At 65.9% G+C, this 20,994-nt stretch carries 13 protein-coding genes; 3 read left to right on the top strand and 10 right to left on the bottom strand.

What is annotated here, in order from left to right; all coding sequences use genetic code 11:
• Nucleotides 1–59 precede the first annotated feature (59 nt).
• On the bottom strand, nt 60–188 hold the full coding sequence (locus AB0M45_RS21850; protein ID WP_364331995.1) for a hypothetical protein: 129 nt from the start codon (nt 186–188) through the stop codon (nt 60–62).
• A gap of 557 nt (nt 189–745) precedes the next feature.
• Here AB0M45_RS21850 and AB0M45_RS21845 point away from each other — a divergent pair.
• A complete protein-coding gene (locus tag AB0M45_RS21845; protein ID WP_364331992.1) occupies nt 746–1,279 on the top strand; it encodes a Rid family hydrolase in 534 nt (177 codons plus the stop codon).
• Here the strand turns inward: AB0M45_RS21845 and AB0M45_RS21840 are convergent.
• From AB0M45_RS21840 to AB0M45_RS21820, 5 genes are all read right to left on the bottom strand, one after another.
• A complete protein-coding gene (locus AB0M45_RS21840; RefSeq protein WP_364331989.1) occupies nt 1,268–1,579 on the bottom strand; it encodes a hypothetical protein in 312 nt (103 codons plus the stop codon). The genes AB0M45_RS21845 and AB0M45_RS21840 overlap by 12 nt on opposite strands.
• Before the next feature lie 76 nt (nt 1,580–1,655).
• On the bottom strand, nt 1,656–5,996 hold the full coding sequence (locus AB0M45_RS21835) for a tetratricopeptide repeat protein (protein WP_364331986.1): 4,341 nt from the start codon (nt 5,994–5,996) through the stop codon (nt 1,656–1,658).
• 108 nt (nt 5,997–6,104) lie between these two features.
• Nucleotides 6,105–10,430: a hypothetical protein gene (locus AB0M45_RS21830; protein ID WP_364331983.1), complete on the bottom strand. Its 4,326-nt coding sequence runs from the start codon at nt 10,428–10,430 to the stop codon at nt 6,105–6,107.
• Nucleotides 10,431–10,478: 48 nt separating this feature from the next.
• Nucleotides 10,479–11,075 carry a suppressor of fused domain protein gene (locus tag AB0M45_RS21825; protein ID WP_364331980.1) on the bottom strand — a complete coding sequence of 199 codons (597 nt, stop codon included), beginning with the start codon at nt 11,073–11,075 and terminating at the stop codon, nt 10,479–10,481.
• A gap of 440 nt (nt 11,076–11,515) precedes the next feature.
• Nucleotides 11,516–11,659, bottom strand: a complete 144-nt coding sequence (locus AB0M45_RS21820; RefSeq protein WP_364331977.1) for a hypothetical protein — start codon at nt 11,657–11,659, stop codon at nt 11,516–11,518.
• A 1,217-nt stretch (nt 11,660–12,876) separates the two neighbouring features.
• Between AB0M45_RS21820 and AB0M45_RS21815 the strand changes: the two genes are divergently transcribed.
• Both AB0M45_RS21815 and AB0M45_RS21810 read left to right on the top strand, forming a co-directional pair.
• Nucleotides 12,877–14,367, top strand: coding sequence for an MFS transporter (locus tag AB0M45_RS21815; RefSeq protein ID WP_364331973.1), 1,491 nt, complete (start codon nt 12,877–12,879; stop codon nt 14,365–14,367).
• Between the two features lie 260 nt (nt 14,368–14,627).
• The gene (locus tag AB0M45_RS21810) at nt 14,628–15,236 is read left to right on the top strand and encodes a hypothetical protein (protein WP_364331970.1); all 609 of its coding nucleotides are present in this window, start codon (nt 14,628–14,630) and stop codon (nt 15,234–15,236) included.
• Between the two features lie 168 nt (nt 15,237–15,404).
• Here the strand turns inward: AB0M45_RS21810 and AB0M45_RS21805 are convergent, their stop codons facing one another.
• The 4 genes from AB0M45_RS21805 to AB0M45_RS21790 all read right to left on the bottom strand — a co-directional run bounded on the left by AB0M45_RS21805 (nt 15,405) and on the right by AB0M45_RS21790 (nt 20,664).
• Nucleotides 15,405–18,176: a hypothetical protein gene (locus AB0M45_RS21805; RefSeq protein WP_364331967.1), complete on the bottom strand. Its 2,772-nt coding sequence runs from the start codon at nt 18,174–18,176 to the stop codon at nt 15,405–15,407.
• 369 nt (nt 18,177–18,545) lie between these two features.
• Nucleotides 18,546–19,559, bottom strand: a complete 1,014-nt coding sequence (locus tag AB0M45_RS21800; protein WP_364331964.1) for a hypothetical protein — start codon at nt 19,557–19,559, stop codon at nt 18,546–18,548.
• Between the two features lie 149 nt (nt 19,560–19,708).
• Nucleotides 19,709–19,870 carry a hypothetical protein gene (locus tag AB0M45_RS21795; RefSeq protein WP_364331961.1) on the bottom strand — a complete coding sequence of 54 codons (162 nt, stop codon included), beginning with the start codon at nt 19,868–19,870 and terminating at the stop codon, nt 19,709–19,711.
• 71 nt (nt 19,871–19,941) lie between these two features.
• Entirely contained in the window at nt 19,942–20,664 is a 723-nt protein-coding gene (locus AB0M45_RS21790) for a DUF2625 family protein (RefSeq protein WP_364331958.1), read from the bottom strand.
• Between the last annotated feature and the right edge of the window lie 330 nt (nt 20,665–20,994).

Below are 20,994 nucleotides of genomic sequence, written 5' to 3'. Positions count from 1 at the left end.
TAACCGCCACACTAACGCCGCTGGGCCGTAACCCCCCCCCCCGCGCCATTCGATGGAAATCAGCGATCGGCTGTCACGAAACCGAAAGCGCGCTCAAGGCTTGCCGCCTCGTCTGCCGAAATGTGAAACTCTTCCAGCGGCAGACCTTCTTGGTCCTTGGGGCCGTGGTTCTCGGGACCGGATGCCATGTTCCACTCCTTTGCTTGTGCCGACAGAATCACCAGCTACTGATCACGATCGTGACCGCAAATAGATTGCGACTTTATTCTTCAACCGTCAAGTGCCGAGCGGCACGGCACAGCTGATTTTACGAAGATTTGAGCGGGCGGATCCACGCCGTTGAACCGGCCGCAGAGGCACCGGATTCGTCCCACCGAATCCGCTCCGTTCCGGTCGCCCCGGACTGCTCGGCCTCGTGGCCCGGGGTTCGCGGCGGCCCCACCGCCGTCGGGCGGTGATGTAGTGCCGGACCGGGCGTCATCGCGGCCGGGCTACGGAGCTGTAGCTCAGTCGTGGCAGCTGGAAGGGATTGAGCAGGAATACAATCGTTTAGCGTGTTGCCGGTCAACTCGGACGGTGCTTGGTCTGTGCTCGCATCGGTGCCGGCCAACCTCGAAGGGAAAGTGTTGTCGTGTTGACATTTCGTATAGTTGCTTCTGCAGCAATATTGCTCGCTACAGGCAGCTTACTGGGGTGTTCGGATACTTCCGGCTCCTCGAGCGAGGCTGTATCAGGTGCCGTTCCGGTGATCGAGAAGGGCAAGCCGGAAGCGTTGTACGCGGACGGCGTTACAGTGCCGAGTGGAGCCGCAATCTACAAGACCGCTGGAACCGGCCCGAAAGACCTGAACCCGACCGCGCCGGAAGGCACGCCGGAACGCTACATCGATGCCGGCCTGCTGGCGAATGGCAAGCTTCCATCAGGTGTCACCATCACCGAGGCGCAGGCCATCAACGCGCTGGAGCAAATTAGAGCCAACCTTCGATCCCGTGGCTTGAAACTCTCCGACGTGATAGCAATGCGCGCGTTCCTGGCAAAGCCACCCGGCGCCGACAAAGTCGACTTCGCCGGCTGGAACCGGGCATACCGGCAATTCTTCGCCAATACCAACCTCGACACCGGCGCCACCTTGCTGGTTCCCCTGGGGACCGGAACGCCTACGCAGCCTATCGAACACAACCCCACAAGACCGACCCGATCCACATTGGAAGTCAGCCTCGTCGTTCCGGGCTGGCTCGTGGAAATCGAAGTCGACGCACTCGTACCATCACGCAAGTAGAGCGTCAGCACGGTGCAGGGGATAGAACCTGGGCCGGCTGGCGGCCTGGCCGTGGTGTCGATCGCCGAGGCCACCGTCGAGTTCGTAGCCGGCCTGCTCGAGCGCCCCAAGGTCCTCGACGCGCACTGCCGATTCCGACACCGTCAGGTCCCCGAGCTTCGGACGCCCGGCCAGCGCCGACAGGTCGGACCGTGGCACATTGATCTCGAGCGATTCGACATACTGCGGCAGCCACATTCGGCGTATCCGGCAATCGCCGGTGATGATGAGCCGGCGCAGTACCGGCGTCTCCGAGAGCACGCCCAGGTGGTGTTCCTTTGCATCACAGCGGCCGCGCTCCTTGCGGCCGAAAGGCCGAGTCCGGCGGCGGGCCGGACTACGAAAACCCCTGATCGGATGGAGTCGACTCGGATATTCGGGCGGCCGAACGCTCGGCCGCGGCAAGGCGGTCGGCGAATGCGTCCGGCTCCGCTGCGGCCAATTCGGAATACAAGCTCACCGAGCGCTCCGCTAGGGCGCGGGCTTGGCCACGGTCGCGGTCACCCAACAGCAGCGCCGTCTCGCGGCATACCGCCGCCAGGTCCGGCAGATAGCGCAGCCGCGCCCGTTCGGCAGCATTCTCGGCCAATTGCAGTGCGCGCCACGCACATTCGATGGCAGCTTCATCCGCGCCGACCGCTGCCAAGTGGGTGGCATGCCAGCGCAGGCAATCTCCGAGGCCGGGCCCGTGCTCGGCCGGTTCGTTCGCGGCGATGATTTCCCACAGCTCCAGCGCACGGGAACTATGGTCGAGCGCCTCGGCGCAGCGCCCGGCTCGCGCGAGATGCCGGGCGTGGTCGACAAGAGATCCGGCGAGTTCGGCGCCACCCTCCTGCTGCTCCCCAGCGTGTTCGTACCTGTCGAGGGCTTGCTTCGACAGTGTCAGCACCGTGCGAGCATCGACGCCGGAATCGGCCTCCCAGCGCGCCCGATGCCGCAGCACCCACGCCACCTCGATGGATGCGTCGTCGTGCTCGTCGGCCAGCTCCTCCCATAGTGGGAAGGCGTCGTCGAGGTACCGGAGGGCTTCAGTGCGCAGCCCCACATCCGCCAGGGCGTCAGCGAGGGCGACGCGGAATTCGGCCAGCTGCCATCGGGGGTCCTCGTCACTGGGCTCGGGGTTCTGCGCCAGCTCTTCCTCCAGCAGCGCCAGCGCTTCCCGCGCCGCGTCGACGGCCTCCGGGCGCCGGCCGGCTTGGGAACAGAACCACGCCTGATCACGCAGTAGATCGGCCAGGGGAAACCGGTAGGTGGCACGGTCGTTTTCGATCAGCACACGCATCAGCCGGACCGGTTCCATCAACTGTGTCGCCGCCTGCTCCGAACATCCCGTCTCGCATAGGCTCGTCGCGTACTTGTGGTACGCATCGATCAAGTCCGGTACCAGCTCATCGGATTCGTCCACGATCAGCGATCGATACTGGCCGACAGCGTATTCCAGCTGTGCCGCCGCCAGCTCGGGTTCACCATTGTGCGGCAGCACCCGTGCCGCCCACGCCGCACAGGCGGCCAGCGACGAACGCGCCTGCGGATTCGTTTCGGCCGCGGTACGCCAAATGGACAGTGCACATTCGATTTCCGCCAGCACTCGGCCTTGCTGGCCGAGTTGGCACCGCGCCCACGCGTGCTGCTGTACCGCCTCCGCCCATCGAAGCCGATACTGTTGGGGATCGCGGGAAGCCAACTCCTCGTAGGCCGACACGGCGAGTTCGAGGTGGGCGGCGGCCTCCTCCCATTCACCCCGCTCACCGCAGAAACGGCCGTGTTCGCCAAGTGCGTGCGCCAGATCGGGCAGGTGCAGTTCGGCATCGTCGTCGACCAGTTCCTGCCGAAGCCGCACGCCGGCCCGCGAATGCTCGCGCGCCCGCGGCCAATCGCCGGCGTTCACCAGTCGGCAGGCGAGGTTGTATGTGGCCGCTGCCAGCTGCTCCAGCGCGGGCCGCCGATCGTGTGCGGCCGCGGCGGCACAGATACGCACCGCCCGCTCTTGATCCGCGACGGCCTCGTCGTGGCGGCCGAGACGATCCAGGGCGAAGGACCGATTGTGCAGTGCCGCAGCGAGATCTCGCGCTCGGGGATCCGGCGGCTCGGCCGCTGGTTCCCCGAATATCGCGACCGCGCGTGTGGCCTGGTCGAGTGCGTCCGCGTAACTCCCGACGTCGGTACACAATCCGGCGCTGTTGAGCAGGCTTCTCCCCAGATACGCCCGACCATCGAGCGAGTCCAGTTCCTCGAACATAGCCACGGCGCGCGCCGCGACCACCACGGCATCCGCGCTGTGGCCCACCGCGTCCAGCCGCTGCGCGTGATGGTCCAGACACAGCGCGGCGGACTTCAGGTACAGCGCGCGATCATCGCCCAGCAATTGCTCGAAGTGCTCGACGGCTTCGGCCGACATCTCGACCGCCTGGTCGTGCCAGCGCATCTGGGCCAGGCAATGCGCGTACCGGTCCAGTGCGCTGGCGAGCCGCTCCCGAAAGGGAGCGGGATTCGATTGCGCCAGTTGCCGAAACAGTAACAACGACCGCCGCGCGTATTCGACGGCTTCGCGCGGCTGCCCGCTATGGACGAGGCATACCGCGTGATTGCCCAGTGCGACCGCGAGCTCGGGGGATTCGCCTGCCGGGTCGCGCGCGGCCATCCGTTCCCGCAACTCCAGTAGCAGTGCCGAATGGTCGAGGGCCTCCGGAAGTCGCCCATCCCGGATCGGCGACCGGGCCAACGCATGCAACGCCGCGGCCCGATGCTCGTCCTGGTCGGTTCCAGGTGCCAACCGGTCACAGATCTCCAGCGCCCGCAGGGCCGCGACCCGCGCTCGGTCGCCGTTGCCGATATCGGTCTGGATCGCCGCGACCCTGCCGAGCGCATACGCGAGCTCCGCGCTATGCGCGTCCGGATCACGCTCCGCAAGCTCGGCGTAGATTGTCTCGGCCCGGGTCGCACACTCCAGCGCCTCCTCGAGGTCACCGAGACACGCCAGTGTGGTGGCGCGCGTGCACTGCATGCCGGCCAATGACGCGCGATCGCCGTCGTCGTTATCGGATTCGACCAACTCCTCGCACAATGCGACGGCCCGCGCCAGCAGGACCTTCGACTGCCGATAGTCGTCGACCTGATTGAGCGCGAGAGCGCGGTTGTGCAGAGCCTCGGTCAGATCCCTGGTACAGCCGTCCGGCTCGACCGCGGCGATCTCCTCGATCACCTCGACCGCCGCGCGGGAGCTCGCGTCCGCGCGCTCATCGTAGACGTGCAGGTGCGCCACGGTGGCGCAGGTCAGCACCTGAGCCAGAATCGGCCGGTACTGCTCCGGGTCGATAGCGGCAAGCTCCCGCGCCTGCTCGACGGCACGTTCCGCGAGACCGGCCGCCGCCACGCCGCGACCAGCCGCACGCAACCGATCCGCCTGGGCGGTGAGCGCATTCACCGACGCCGGCAGATGCCGCCGGTGGCGCCGGGCCAGCCGGGACCATTCACGAACCGCTCCGGAACCGAACTTGATGGCCGAGTCCTCGTCATCGAGCTCATCCGCCGACGCTACGATCGCACCGTAGCCATCGGCCACCGCGGTCACATCTTCCTTGCCTGGGCGATCGCGAATGCGCTGCCGGATCTTGATGAAATACCACCACGCCGCCACGGCCTCGTCGCGACGGCCGGCATGGTGCAGATACTCACCGTGCCGGCGCACCGCCTCAGCCAGGTCGGCAACCGCGGACTCGTCCGTCGCGGCGGCCGCCTCGGCGATCGACACGACCCGCGCGGATACGGTCACCGCCTCGGCATGCAGGGTGTGCCGCCGTAGCAGCAGGCCGAGATCCGATAGTTCATGGGACGTCGCCGCAGGATCGATCGTGGTGGCGTAGTGGCGCAGCCGCGCGCAACGATAAGCTTCCCACTCCTGTGCCGCGGCCTCGAGTCCACCGCGGCCCGCCAAGGTGATGTGTTCCGACCACGATTGGTCGAGCGCGCCGACAGCCGAGAGACCCGTGGCCTCCGCCAACTCCTCATAGAGACGGACACCACGTTCGGATAGCGCGAAGGCGGCCGCGTGGCCGTCTACCGATTCCACGAATCCGACGGCCGTCAGGTGGGCTTCGGCCAACGAACCCAGGTGCGCGGCGCGGTCGGCCTCGGCCAGTTCGGTGTAGATCCCGATCAGCCGCCGGACCGCCGCCGCGCCGCGGGTCATCACCTCGGCGTCGTCATCCGGATCATGCAGGGTGGCCTCCTCGAAGATGGCCACCAGGTCCCACAGCAACTCGGCCACCCGCGACGGATCTTGGACCCGATCGTCAACCTGTTCGTCGCAGAGCGATATGGCCGCGCTGAGCAGATCCGCGGCGACCAGGGAGCATTCCTCGCCGTGCTCCCGCGCCGCTCGCCACCGCAGCATTTGGATACGTTCCGAACGCCGTTCGGCTCTGACCCATTCGCCCTGCGCGGCCCGCACGATTGCCCGATGCAGCGGTTGCAGCTCCGGTTCGAATGCAGCGGTCGCGCCGACCAACGCCGCCGCCCGTGCCACCAGCGGATGATCTGCCCAGAGATCCAGCGCCGCAATCAGATCGGTCACCGCCGTGGCGTCCGCACCCCACACCGCATCCGCTACCAGCAAGCTCAGCTCATCGGCGAATTCCTCCGGCGACCGGGGAACACCCGATGCCGCTGTAGCAACCACAGGTTCACCTCACTATTCTGTCGGACGAGCGCAGTTCACCCACTCCACCGAGATCACCTGGGGACTGTCGGGAGTCGTGGAAGAGAGCAACGCCGCTGCCATGGTGCGTCATCCGCGGGAATCCCACTGACTGACCATGGCCTGCACCTCGCGCAACTGGGGTCCGAACAGCCCGGGGTGCTCGGCGGCCGATCGCGTGTAGAGCGAGACCGAACGCGCTGCCAGCTCGCGGGCTTCGTCCGGTTTCCGGTCGTGCAACAGCCGTGCGGTCGCACCGCAGATCGCCGCCAGGTCGGGCCGATAGCGCAGTGGTGTTCGCTGGGCGGCTTCGTCGGCCAGTTCCACTGCTCGCCAGGCGCATTCGATGGCGGTATCCTGCTCGTCGAGCTGCGCCAGATGAGTGGCGTGCCAGCGCAGGCAGTCGGCCAGCCCTGGTCGATGCACCCGAGGCTGGTCGGTCGACAACACCTCCCACAATCCCAGTGCGCGCGAGCTGTGGTCCACTGCCTCCGGATGGCGTCCGGCCAGAGCGAGGTGCCGCGCGTGATCAACCAGGGCCCCGGCCAGATACTTCTTGTCGCCCGGACGCGTCTCCGATGTCTGCTGGTAGATCTCGACAGCACGCTGGGAAAGGGAAAGCACCGAGATGTCACTCTCGTCCAAGGCTGTCCGCCAACGAGCTCGGTGCCACAGCGACCATGCCAAATCCGTTGATGGCTCGCCTTCCTCGGTCGCCAGTTCCTCCCATATCGGCAGCGCGCGATCACTCAGCTCGAGGGCTTCGGTATAACGCGCCACCTCGGCCAGACTGTCGGCCAACGAGTCGAGGTAATCGGCCAGGCGCCAACGGTGATCGCTCTCGCCTTCGCCGATGATCTCCTGCAGCAGCGACAGCGCCGCACGCCCCGCCGCGACCGAACCGTACCGGCGTCCCGCCTCGGCGAGCAGCCACGCTTGGTCCCGCAACGCCTCGGCCAAACCGGACCTGTGCGCAGCGCGGTCGGTCGCGACCAAGTGGAGTGTCAGCCGCACCGCTTCGGACATCGCAATCGACGCCTGCGTGCGGAACCCGTTCTCGCAAAGGCTCGTAGCGTACCGACGGTGGACGTAGACCAGCTCCGGAGCCAGAACGTCTCGTCCGGCGTCGATGAGCGCGCGATAGTGGGCGACGCTTCGCTCGAGATGTGCTCGCGCCAGATTTGTTTCGCCGAGGTAGAGCCGGAACCGTGCCGCCCATCCCTCGCCGGACGCCAGCCACGGCACGTTCTCCTCTGGAGATTCCGCAACGGCGTCCCGCCGGATCGACAGGGCGCGATCGACCTCCGCTGAAGCGCGGCTGCACTCCCCCAGTCGGTAGCGAGCGTGCACGTGGGATTCCACGGCGTGGGCCCAATCGCGTCGATACCGCGCCGGATCACGCGCGGTCAGCTCCTCGAACGCGGCCGCGGCACGCTCGAAATATGCTGCTGCTTCGGCCCATTCGTTCTTGTCGCGGCAGAACCGGGCGTGGTACTCGAGCACTGCGGCACAGTCGGGCAGGTGCAGCTCGGAATCACGGTCGGCCAATTCCTGCCACAGCTGCACTCCCGCCCGTGATCGCTCCCGGCCACGCGGCCACTGCCCCGCATTGACGAGCCGGACGGCCAGGCCATGAGTAGTATTGGCCAGTATCGTGAGGTTGGACCGGCGATCCTCAGCAGCTTGGGATTCGACGATCCGCACGGCCTTTTCCGCGGCCGATACCGCCTCGGCCTGCCGATCGACGCGCTCCAGCGCGCGGGCCTGATGATGCAGTGCCCGAGCCAGACTCCGCGCATGGGCGGCGCCGTCGGGCGTCAGCTCCTCGAACAGGGCAACCGCGCGGGTGGTGTACTGGAGCGCTTCCGCGCCGTTGCCGAGATCGAGCAGTCGAACCGCGTGGTTGATCAGACTCGTGCCGAGGTGGCGACGGTAGGCGCGGGCATCGCGGGCCACCAGTTCCTCGGCCATGGCCAGCCCGCGTAACCCCGTCGCGACAGCTTCCTCGGCGCGGCCGACGCTGTCCAGCCGGAGCGCGTGATTGTCCACGCACATGGCAGCAGCGTTCAGGTACAAGTCGCGGTCGTCGGCCAGCAGCTGCTCGTAACGTTCGACCGCCTCGGTCGACACCTCGAGCGCCTCCTCGGACCGGCTGGTTGCCCACAGACCTGTCGCGTGTTGGTCGAGGGCGCCGACCAGCCGCTTCTGGTACGCGTAGGGCTCGGATTCGGACAATCGCCGCCACAGTGCCAAGGCTCGACGCGTGTACTCGAGTGCCTCGCGAGGTCGACCGCAGCCACCCAGGCACAGCGCGTGATTACCAAGGGCGACAGCCAATTCCGATTCCTCGGCCGCTGGGTCACGGGCAGCCATCCGTTCCCGGATCTGCAGCAACGGTGTCGAATAAGCCAGCGCTCCAGCCATGTCACCGAGGCGAGTCAGCGTGCGGACCAGCCCATGTAGCGCGGAGGCCTGCCGAAGGTCCCGGATGGAGCCCTCCTGCAAGGTTTCACAGATCTCCAACACCCGGGTCGCCGTCGATCGCACCGCGTCGGTGTTCCCCATGTCCTCGTGAATAGACGCCACCTTGTTCAGTGCGTAAGCGAGCTCCGGCAAATAGGTTCGCGGATTGCTTTCCGCCAGTTGCGAATAGAGGTCTACCGCTCGGACCGCGCAGACCAAAGCAGCATCGAACTCGCGCAGGTGCGACAGAATGAGCGCGCGAGTGCAGAGCACATTGGCCAACGAGGCGCGGTGCTTGGCGTTGTTCACCGCCAGACCTTCGTACAGCTCCACCGCCCGCTCCGACGTCTCCCGCGACTGCGCATAATCACGGCGGTGGTTCAGCGCCACCGTACGATTTTGCAGGGCGCCGGCCAGCGCGGCGGTGTAACTGTCCGGTTCTTCTCGAGCCAGCTGTTCGATCAGTTCAACCGCTTCACCCGAGCGGCGGTCCGCCTCGGCCATCCGCCAGGAGCCCAGGTGCATCCTGGTGGCGCAGGTCAGTGCCCAGCTCAGATTCGGCCGGTATCGCTGCGGGTCCATCGCCACCAGGGTCCGGGCCTGCGCGACCGCCCGCTCGGCCATATCGGATGCCTCGGCGCTGCGGTCGGCTACACGCAATCGCTGTGCCTGCGCCCGCAATTCGTCTACCAGCGGGGCAAGATGTTCGGATCGGTTCAACTCGGCGAGTCGCGACAGTTCAGTGATCGCGCCTTCGCCGAACTCGACGGCCGCCGCCCCGTCTCCGAGTTTCTTCGCCAGTGTGACGACTGCGCGGTAGTCGTCCGCCACGGCGGTGACAACGCCCACCGAGCCGTCGCACACTTGCTGTCGCACCTCGATGAAGCGGTGCCAGCTCCGCACGGCTTCGGCGCGCTGCCCGACGTGGTGCAGATACTCGCCGTGCCGCCGCAGCGTTTCGGCCAGTCGCACCATCGCCGCCCCGGCCTTGTCCTCGGCCGTGGTCTCGGCCAGCGATACGGCGCGCGTCGAAACGACCACCACCTCGGCGTGCATATCACGAACGCGCAGCATCCGAATCAACGTCGCCAGCTCCCGCGACGACCCGATATCGGCCACGGTGGAGACGAGGCGACGCAGCGTGTCGTCGCGGCGCCGCTTCCATCTGTCCGCCCCACCCTCGTCTCCGACGCGGTCCAGCATCGCGATGTGCTTCGACCAGGCATGCTCGAGCCGGGGCAGCACCGCGAGACCGGCGGAGTCGAACAACTCCTGGTACAGGTGCATCCCGCGCTCGGACTGATCGACACCGGCAGCTCGGCCATCCACCCACGCCACGAACTCGACGGCGGCCATCCGGGCGTCGGCCAGCCATGGCAGATACCGGGTGCGATCGGTCCGGGCCAGTTCCTGGAGTATGCCGATGCGCCAGCGGGCGGCGGCCGCGCCGCGCGACATCAGCTCGGCCACTTCGGTCGGCCCATCCCCACCGGTTTCGGAGAGCACCTCCACCAGATCCTCCAACAGGTCGGCCACCAGCGGCAGCGCCCCGGCTCGATCCTGGCCCGGCCGGACGTCGAACAATTCGACGGCGATGGCGTAGAGATCCGCGGCCACCAGACTGTTGTCGTCCTCATGCGCCACTTCGGCTCTGCGGCGCAACTCCTGCACCAGATCCGACCGGTTCGGCCACGCACGCCAGGCGGCCCGAGCCACCCGCACCAGGGCTCGATGCAGGGGCGCCAGCTTCCACGACCGCAACTCCACCGTGCTCAGGGCGAGTGCCGCCGCCTTGGACACCAGCGGATCCGCGCACCACCGGTCCAGTGCCGCAACAAGATCCGCGGCGGGCCCGGTGTCGCCGTTGTTCGCCACCGCCCACACCGCGTCGGCGATCAGCAGGTTCAGCGCGTCGGCGAATTCATCGGGATGCTCGAAAACTCGCTCCGGCACAACGGATTCTTCAGGCGGTCTCAACACGCAGTGCGTACTTCCCGACGATCACGTCGCAGCATCGGAATTGCTTCTGGCGCTGAAGATATCGACCTCGTCCATGAGCTCGTAGATGAAATCGCCTGGGCGCATCGCCCGCGCCCGCGCGCGCTCGTCCTCGGTGATCGGCACGACGTTGAGGATCCGCACGACATCATCGCCGACCCACAGGCAGTCCTGACTGTTCTCGGTGAGCGGACCGGACAGGAAGACCGCCCGGCAACCGGCGAAGGTGGGAAAGTCGTTGTCGATTCCCACGACATGTCCCCAAGCCAGCCCACTGCCGCCATTCCACGGGAAGATCGCGATATTGGCAAGCTGCTTCGCGACGGCCCCCTCTTCTTCCCGGCTGAGCGATCCACGCCGACCGAACCGCAGTTCGGCACGCTGGTCCCCACCCGCTCCTGGCGTCGACGGCATGGCCTCGACCGACATTCCGATGGTGGCGAACAGTGTCATCGGCACGGTATCGGTCGGGCGGTAGACCAGGACATCGAGCCGGTCGACGGGCCCTGGCCCATTCTCGAACACGTAGCCGCCGTCCTCCGGACCCCATGTCTTCTGCAGGTCACGGTAGATCCCGCGCAGGACGGGTGGTGCGGACATAAAGGAATCCCTTCCGCTGTCTCGGAGCGACCAGCGAGCCGCGGTCGATATCGATGATTTACAACGGCATTCGCGACCAAAGCCGCCGCAGCAGCGTGGGCGCGTTGCCGCCCTCGGCGGCCTTCCCCACCCCGAGACCGCCGCATCCCCGGACTCCTTGGCGTACAGCTCGGACATGCCATAACTGATGTAATGCCAGTACGGAACCGGATCCATCCGCGCAAAGCGCTGATTCCGTCGAGCGGGTCCGGACCACCGAGCGACCAGGGGTGTTCGGTCACAGGATGAGGTCTGGCACACCGTACAGCTGCCGTAACGCGCCATCGATGGCGTCCCACCCGATCGAATCACTCACCTGATGGACGCTAGTCGGCGCCCATGCCGGACCGGAGATCCAATTGTCAAATTTTACCTGCCTTTAAGACCCTCGCCGAATCCGCCTACAACGCGGCTGACCAGCACGAACCGCCCGTGTACTCGGCCATGCCGATCTCCTGGAGATAGCAGTACCAGGGGTGGCCGACCCACCAATGCGTCTTCTGCTTGTGCTTGGGGCCCTCGATCTCGGCGTACCGCGAACCCATGCAGACCGTATCAGCGAACTCGGCGACATCGCCGCAGTCGAGCAGGACCCCTGAATCCCACCCATACTTGAAGGAGCGGTCGCCCGAGAACACGACCTCGGCGGACGATCAAAAGTTCTGGAATACAGAGCACAGTCTCGGACCCGAGAAGCCACCTCCTCGAAATCATCCCGCGTGCTGTATGGAGAAGTCATGCAACTTCGATGCTTACTTACGATGAGACGCACGGCGATTCGAGCAGGAAGCTGATATTCGAATCGGACTCGGGCGCAGCAACCAGCGGCCATCGAAGCGCTGGCAACCATACGCGCCGACATCGACTCGCACGCATCCGGCGGCGACTTCTACTGCCCCTCAGGCTTTTCCGAAGCGAGCGTCACCGGGTTCGAGTCGAAGACATAACTCAAGTGAGTGTAAAACCTTGGAGGAGTCGAACTTCACTGTTGCCGGCATGTCGGCCCCATCCCGGGCCCGGTGCCGGTCCGCCGGCGCCTACTCGTTCGGCGACTGGAGGAAGTCGCTGTACGGTGGCTCGCGCACCTACGGCCCGGCGAGAATCCATCTCTTTGCGGCCGCATAGTGGTAGCCACCTGCTGACTGGAGCCGTCGAAGGTCCGCCATGACCTGCGATTCACAGTGGCAGTTGATAATTCGGCACCCAGGTCCCGACCAGGTAGATGAAAGGTTGCCGCCAGAGCGGGGGCACCTCCGAGGTATCCGCAACGCATCGTGCCGTCAGATAACGGCGCGTTCCCTACTACCCAGAAGCATGTCGACAGGAGGCCTCCGGCGTGAAGCGCACTGCGACGTGCATGGAAAGACTTGTCCTACAACTGGTATCGGCCGACGCCAGTATCCCGTAACCTGTCACACGTTCCAACGTACCGTCATATGATGGCGCGGTAGATAAGTCATACCCACATAGCCTGAGCGCGATCATGTTGCGCGCTGGGCGCTGAGGAGCGACGCCGAGTTGCAGATGTCGAGACGCGATCCCGCTGCGCTGCCCCAGGTCGCGGCGTCCGGTTCGCCGGGCGCCGAGCACCGGCCTCGGGAGTTGCATCGACTCGGCCCCATGCCCTTGCGCAGCGCATGGTTGTCCGACCTCGGTCATCGCGTCCGTACTTCGCGACCTCTCGGTTCGCGCTGTTCACACCGTCGTGGTGACGCGAACCTGCGTGCGAACCAACATTTTCTGGAACTGAGGTGATCATTTCATGCCGGAAACGCAAACCAAGATAGTTCGAAGCCTGGTCCCCGCCCGGATGGACCGGCTTCCGTGGACGAAGTTCCACTGGCTGATCGTCGTCGGGCTGGGTGTCTCCTGGATTCTGGACGGTATCGAGATCCAGATCGTCAGCAGCATGGGCGGACCACTCCAGGACGCCGAAGCACTGCATCTGACGTCCGGCCAGGTCGGCGCTATGGCGTCGTGGTATCTCGCCGGTCAAGTCGTCGGCGCACTCGTCTTCGGCCGGCTCACCGACAGACTCGGCCGGAAGAAACTGTTCATCCTGACCCTGGCGATCTATCTGATCGGCAGTGGATTGGCCGGATTTTCGTGGAACGCATGGTCACTGTACTTCTTCCGCTTCATCGCGGGTACCGGAATCGGCGGGGAGTACACGGCGATCAATTCGGCGATCGACGAAATCATGCCTTCCAAGTACCGTGGCCGGGTCGACATCGCGATCAACGGCACCTATTGGGGTGGTGCGGCGCTGGGAGCGGCGGCCAGTCTGATTCTGTTCAACGAGCGTCTCATCCCGACAGGCTGGGGATGGCGGATCGGCTTCTTCATCGGGCCCGTGCTCGGTCTCATCATCATCTTCCTGCGCAGGCACATTCCCGAAAGCCCCCGCTGGCTGCTGACGCACGGGCGGGCCGAGGAGGCCGAGCGGACCGTCGACGAGATCGAGGCGCAGGTACGCGCCCGCGGAATCGACCTGCCACCGGTCGATGAGAGCAAGGCCCTGAACATCGTCGACTCGGAGCGGCTCTCATATACTCGGATGGCGCGAATCTTCTTCGGGCAGTATCCCTCCCGTTCGTTCCTCGGGTTCACGATGATGGCCACCCAGGCTTTCCTCTACAACGCGATCTTCTTCACCGTCGGTCTCGTCCTGATCAACTTCTACGACGTGCCCGCCCACCACACCGGGTACTACTTCTTCCCGTTCGCCATCGGCAATCTCGTCGGGCCATTGGTACTCGGCCCGCTATTCGACAGCATCGGCCGCCGGAAGATGATCTGTGCAACGTACTTGGGGTCCGGTTTCTTGCTTTTCGTCTCTGCCTGGGCATTCAATGCCGGCATACTCACCGCCACCACGCAAACTCTTCTCTGGTGTGTAATCTTCTTCTTCGCCTCGGCCGGTGCGTCTTCGGCCTATCTGACCGTAAGCGAGATTTTCCCACTGGAACTGCGCGGTCAAGCCATCTCGTTCTTCTTCGCCATCGCGCAGGGCGTCGGCGGCGTCATCGCACCGTTTCTCTTCGGCCACCTCGTGGGCGGCGCCGAAAACCCGAGCCCCGACCGGTTCCCGCTCACGGTGGGCTACCTCGTCGGAAGTGGATTCATGATCTTCGGCGGTCTGGTCGCGTGGTTCTTCGGAGTGAACGCCGAACGGAAGTCCTTGGAGGACATCGCGGATCCGCTTTCCGCGGCGAAGCCGGAGCCGAACCCCAGCGTGGCCGTCAACGACTGAAGGAGCTGCCACGACGTGCGTACTTGCAGGCTCGATCGGACGCGCTCCGGCATCGTGCTCGGATCAGGTGAACTCGCATGCTGCCGATGTCCGGCCGATGAACGGAGAGCAGAATAATGACGCGGCCAACTCCTTGGCAAGCAAGCAAGAATCGTCACCAACAGCCCGCCGCGGCAAGGCGCTGGCGGTGGCGCTGGCGCCCGGATGGCCGAAAACTTCGCGTCGTCATCGCGAAGGGCCGCTCGTGGGTCCGGCCACTCGTGACCTATCTCCAGGGGAACTGGGGCTACCTGTGTGCCGCGGCCGGTAGCATCGTCACATTCACCCTGCTGTTCAAGCCGTGGTTGGCGAGCGGGGGACCCGACGGCACCATCTACAGCAATGCGTTCGGTCAAACCCATATCACAACTACCCTCGTGGGCCTCTGGTCGAAGAGTCCGCCGGCCCACAGCAATCTCGGGGGCAAGTGGGCAATTCTCGCCACCATCGCGATCTTCCTCACCGTCCTCGCCGCGGTGATCAACCTCTGGGCACGCACCGAAGCGCTTGCTCGCCTGACGACCGGTTCCGCGGTGGCCATGGCGGTTTTCATCACTTGCACCCTGGTCTATCTCAACGGAAGAGGACCGGAGCTACGTGCCATGCTCGGCTCCGGCCCTCCCACCGACCTCGGCACGCAGATCGGCTTCGTGATCCGATGGGCCTCGGGCAACGGGCAATACCCGCTGCCTGGGATGCGCAAAGTCGAGTTCTCCACCGCGAAGCTCACGAGTTCCGCGATTACGGCTGGCGCGACGGCAATATTTTCCGCAGTGATGGCTATCGCACAAACGATTCGGAGACGGAAGTCGCACCATCGCTCCGAATGAGACCGGGACCGCCCTCGCCGGGGCCCTGCACTGCTGGGGATCCACGTCACGACGCCGCCGATCGTATTGCTGGACTATGCGAGCGTTTCAGCCTGCCAGTATCTTCCCGGATCACCAGGTTGGATGCCGGCGCCGGGGCGGGTCCGCACAGCGGGGTACCGGTGCCGGTTACCGCATCCGGTCGGCGCGTCTGTTCAGCCGTCCGGGGCCGGTTACATCCGCGATCCTGGCGATTTCTGTTCGCGCCGCCTCGGTGTTCATCCGGACGAGAGCATCGAGTGCGCGATGGGCGACGGGCAGCGGCAGCGATCCGGTTATCAGTGAGCCGAGTCTGCGGGCGGTCTCGTCGTCACCGAGCAATGCCTGGGCGTGCGTGGGCCAGTATGGCGATCCGGGGAAGCCTTCCGCGCGCCACGCATCGAACATCTCCCGCCCGAACTCGGCCAGCGACACGGGGTCGGCCGCTACGAGAGCGGTCGCGATTCCCGGGTAGTCGGCGCCGGGACTGCACATCCGCAGCATGCGCACCAGGGCGCAGACCGCGGTCGTGGGGAAGGCCGCATGCCGATCGCGCAGTCGAATCCGGGGCAGGCGATCGAGGTCGAGCCAGTCGGGTACGAGTGGAATCCGCCTGGGCAGAACCAAATTCCGGTCCATCCGGACGATATGACCAACCGCGGCCGCGGCCTGCTTACCGTATTCCGCGGCCGTCGCGGTGATGGCCGAGGCGTGGCCCCGGTCGTACAGCATCCGGAGCGCGGTTTCGGCGACCACACGACGCCGCGAGGTTCCGAGCGCGAGCGGGATCAGGTCGTGCAGGGCCGAGTCGGCGTGTCGCTCGAACCAAGTTCGCGCGACATCCGATGCCCGGGTCTTGATGAGCACATCCAACATCAGCTCCGTGATGTCCGTGCCATCGACCGGCGCCAACGTCGCCGCCATCGCGATCGGCCTTTCGGCCGCCGCGCGCATGACGTCGTCGAGCGCTTCTTCTTCGAAAGTGCCCAGGAGACGCCGAAACGGCACTGTGCTCGTACAGTCCGCCCATTCGGCTTGCTCGCCCGGAACCCACCGCAACGACAAGGGACGTTTGTGGCCCAGTCCGCGCATCGGCGGCCGCCGCCGGCGCCGCGCGCCTGTCCACGGCGGAACAGCGAGGATGGAGGGCAGCTCATCGGGTGTGGCGATCGGGAGGTTCGCACCGATGTCCTCCGGCGCAAGCCCTGCTTCCGTAGCGAGTTCAGGATGCGCGCGGATGTGGGACCGCAGCACCGACTCCAGGATCGGCGCGGGCGCCGATGCGACGCGCCGGGATATCAACCGTGCGGCACGCCCGGGGAACCGGGAGGCCGCGCGGCGTACGGCGTCGTAAATGAGTTCGTGGTCGACCCGGTCCAGCAGCAGCTCGAAAGCCTCTTCCGTGGGCATCATTGCGAGCAGGGCGGCAAGCTGTTCGGCCGTGACCCCGAACGACGGTGACGATCGCGGCGGCGTTCTGCCCATCTTTTCGTCGAGCAACTCGGCCATGGCTGCCGCCGCTTCCGGGCCCAGCCGGTCGACCAGGCTGGGCAGGCAGGCTTCGACGACGAGGGTGTCGCACACCGCGAGCAGCCGGTCCAGTTGTGCGCGTGCTTCAATCGAATGGCCGAGAAAGAGATAGGGAGTCAACCCGGACTCGTGGCGAGGGGTGTGCCGCAGGGCCGCGTCCACCCAGTCCTGCCGTTCCGGAACCAGATACGCCGTCGCGATCTGCGCCCAGAGCCAGTTCGACCGTTCCCGCACCGCGGCAAGCCGCTCCACCGCCTCGTCGTAGTCGACCTGCCCCGCGGCCGCCAAATGCTCGCGGACTCGTGTCAACACCGGCATCCACCCTGCGATGCCGGGATGGTCGTCACACATCTGGGTCGCATGCTGGGACATCGTGACGCCGCCGGCTTCGACGCGTCCTTCCGGTCGCAGCCCGAGCAGGCGAGTTGCCGCTTCACACGCGGTGGGCAACCCGTAGTGGGCTATCCAAGCATCAACCTCCTGCTCGACCGGGTCTCCGATCCATGGCTCGGGTGAGACCAGCGCGTGGAACATCGCCAGCCCCAGCGGACTCAGCGCAGGCTGTTCGACCACGGCCTCGGGTGGATGCACGGTGAGATTCCAGTGGAGCCCGGTCGGAAAGACGTCTCCGATATCGGGCTCCGGTACCCCGATCACCTTCGGAATTGTGCTGGTCGGCGGGACGACGGCGAACAACGAGCCACTTCCGCGGAACGGCACCGCGCTGCGCCGCCATTCGGCCGGCGGTATCCAGACGTCCTCTCCGGGGGCGGCAACCGGCGGAACACGGTGCACGCCCGTCGTTGTCCTCGTCGCGACCGGGCCGTGCGGCGCCGGAGGGCCCAGCACGTCGAAGACCTGGGCGTGCACTGCACGCGCATCGATCGCGGTCGATTCGACGTGCACCGTCAGCTCTCCCGCGCCCCATCGCATGGCCAGCCAGTGCGGATCGTACGGCGGTTCGAGCGCGAATTCGCCACGGACGTCACCGACGTGTACTCGCAACACGCCACGGCGAGGATCGATCGATACGTTGCGCCGATGCAGCCTGCCGTATTCGTCTCCGCCCGACCTGGTACGGACACCGATCCGCAACCGATCGACGGCCCAGGCCAGCGTGTCCGGACGCAGTGCATCGAGAACTTGGGGGAACGACCGCTTCAGTCCGTTGCGACGCCACGGCAACCCGAGTTCGGGATCCGGGCGCCCCCAGACCCAGCGGGGATCGAGACGAACCCACTTGCCCGCCAATCGATAGCCATCGTGACTGTAAGCCGGCCGGAAAAACTCACCCGAGTCCGCGTTCAGCAATACGGTGGCGGCTGTGGCTACCACCCTGGCATACCGCGAATTCGCGGTGAATTCACCGTAGGCGAAGTCGTCCGCGGTCACCTCGAGCCTGAGCCGTGTCGATCCCGCACAGACCTCGACGCGAATGGCTGCCGCCTCGACGAGACCTCGCCACGCGCCCGTCAACACTCTGGCGGCCAGGTTCGCGTCGTATCGCCCGTTCGCTGCATCACTGCACACTTTTATACGCACCGCCGATGACGAGCTGGACAGCGGCCATCATGGGTAGCGAAGGTCCGCGGACAGCAGCCCGTTCCATCATTTCCTCTCGCAGGTATACGGGACTGCAGATTCTGGGTCCCGGCATGAATGTGCTGATGTTGACAGGGTTTCGAAGTCGGCAAGGATTATTGCCGGGATCGGAGTCGAAACCCGGCAAGGGGATGCCCGGTCGGCCGTCACCGATCAGAATCAGCCGGTTACCTTCTCCAATGCCATCGTCGACAGCTTCATCAAGGGCTGGGTGAACTTGTTGGCTCCCATACCGTCGTAGTGGTAGGAGATGTTGATGACCACGTTGCGATAGAGGATCGATATCTCCGCATCGTTGACATTGCCCCTGCTGCTCTTCATTTCACGGAACCGATCGTCGTCGGTGCCGGGAACCCCAACCGCACTGCCGGGTCGGCGTCCCAGCTCGGTCTTGGCCTTCTGCACACCGGAGTGGCTCTGGTTCGCCTTGAGCAGCTTGGTGGTCACGATGATCCACGCGACGGGTTGGCCTTGGGCGCGGGTCTTCTGGTTGCTGAAACTGCACTGCGCCGACTTCTCGTGGTCCCGATCACCGCCGAGGATCTCGGTCGGCTCGGTGGTGAACGCTCCCGGGATGAACGGAGCAAGTTCGGCCTCGGTGAAGATACCGCAGCCCATCGGTGCGTCAGCAAGATCCATGGACGTGTCGATGACCGGCTTCTTGTTCGAATCGTCTTGGAAGAATACGAAATACGCACCGGCGCCACCGCCGGCCAGCACCACGACCACGAGAACGAGAACGAGCGCGATCACGCCGCCGCGCCCGTTGCGCGGCTGCTGCGGCGGCCACGGCTGCCCGTACGGAGGCGGCTGCTGGAAGCCCTGGCCCTGCGGCGGGACATGCGGGCCGCCGTGGGGCGGGAACTGGGCCGGGTCACCCTGGAAGGGCTGTCCGCCCGGCGGGAACGGTTGGCCCTGCGGGAACTCGCCCGGTCCGGGCGCGAACGGCTGACCTTGCGGAGAGGGTTGGCCGCCCTCGGGGAACGCCTGCCCCTGCGGGGTGTTCGGCTGCCCGCTACCCGAGGGCGGCAGCCCTTGCGGTGCACCAGGTTCCGCGGCCTGCGCCATGGACGCCGCGCCACCGTCGCCCTTACGCAATGACGGCCCCGTCGGCGACGGGGCGGGCGGTTCTCCCGGTGCCGGGTCGTGCTGCGGCGGTCCTGGCTGGGACATGGATGCCTCCTGGCAGGTCAACGAGCAGGGCAGTCCACATCCCGGCTCGAATGCTCGTCGTTCGCCAGATTCTGGTCGCCGCGATTCCCCCATAACAAGCTGGATATCAGCTTCTTACATTTCTTTGAGCTTCCGGAGCCTGTTCCGTTTCACAGCGGAAGCACGACCCAGGTCCGCCGTTCGCACTCCAGCCACAGCTTGCGTTGCACTTCCACGTCCAGAGCCGAGCGGACAGCGCGGATGGACACCGGATCTACCTTCAATCCGAAGAACCGCGACGGGCCGTAGACTTCGTGTCCGTCGACCGTCATGCCGTGCTCGACGACGGCGGAACCCGCAGGTTCGAGGCGACCGCGCTCGTCCGCACCGTGACAGAGCGGCCCTACTGGAACCCGAGGAATCCGGGATCGGTACCCGAAAGTCGTGTGCTGAATTCCCGCCCCATGCCGAGCAATTCGTGCAACGGCACCGGACGGCGACTGCGCGGCGCTCCCCCGCTGTCCTCTGCCCACAGGAACGGGACCACCGAAAGACCCTGCGCCGCACTCACTTGCCGCACTTCGCCGCGCCACCCCGGCCACCGGACGTCGGCGTAGAAATCGGCGAGCCCGCCCGCGAACAGCCAGCCGAGCCAGTCGGAGTATCCGCAGTCCAAGCCCACCCAGCCGAGCGTCTCCGGCGCGAAGTAGATCATCTCGCCCGGGCGACCCGGCCTGCCCGCCGCCGCCGGATCCGTCCCGTTCAGCACGAACACACCACCCAGCACATCGTGGGCGACGACCAACCCCTCGACCGGCATCCCATCCGGTCGAGCGTCCACCGGGAACCCGTTCACCCGAGCGAACCCCGGCATTTGCCAGGCATCGCCCGGCAGCGGACTGCCGTACACCCGCACCCAGCCGTCATCGACCATGAGCCCGCCGCAATTCAGCACCAGGCCCCCGAGATACGACCGCGCCGTCACCTGCAGCTGCCGCAACGTCGCGTGGGCGACGCCGGGATGCACCGCCGCCGTATCCACCCGCACCGCGGCATCGGCGATCGCCGCCGAGAGCTCGGGCCATGCCGGGTCGTCCACCTCGATCAGGGTCGTCAGATCGCGCATCGCGCCATCATGTCAGGTCGAAGATCCACCACGCATGGCCGGGAACCCGCACATCGCACGATCCGCCGGATGCCGGACTCACCGCTTCCACAGCGACGAACCCGAATTCCGACGGCGCAGTTCGGCAACGGAAACCGGTCCGGGCACCGCGTCCAACTGCATCCGCTCGAAGTCGACATCCATCACCTCCTGCGGCATCTCACCGATTGATCACCGCTCCTGAATGGTATCCCTCGAAGCTCTACAGGATCGAACATATTCGACGAGAGCGTTCGCCCGAGAATGCCACCTCAAGGGACGATCAAATTTGGATTGCAGAGCACGGCCTCA

Origin of the sequence: Nocardia sp. NPDC051787 (assembly GCF_040681325.1) — a bacterium.
Classification (GTDB): Bacteria; Actinomycetota; Actinomycetes; order Mycobacteriales; family Mycobacteriaceae; genus Nocardia.
Note: the sequence above shows the minus strand (reverse complement) of the source record. Positions and strands in the feature narration are given on the sequence as shown.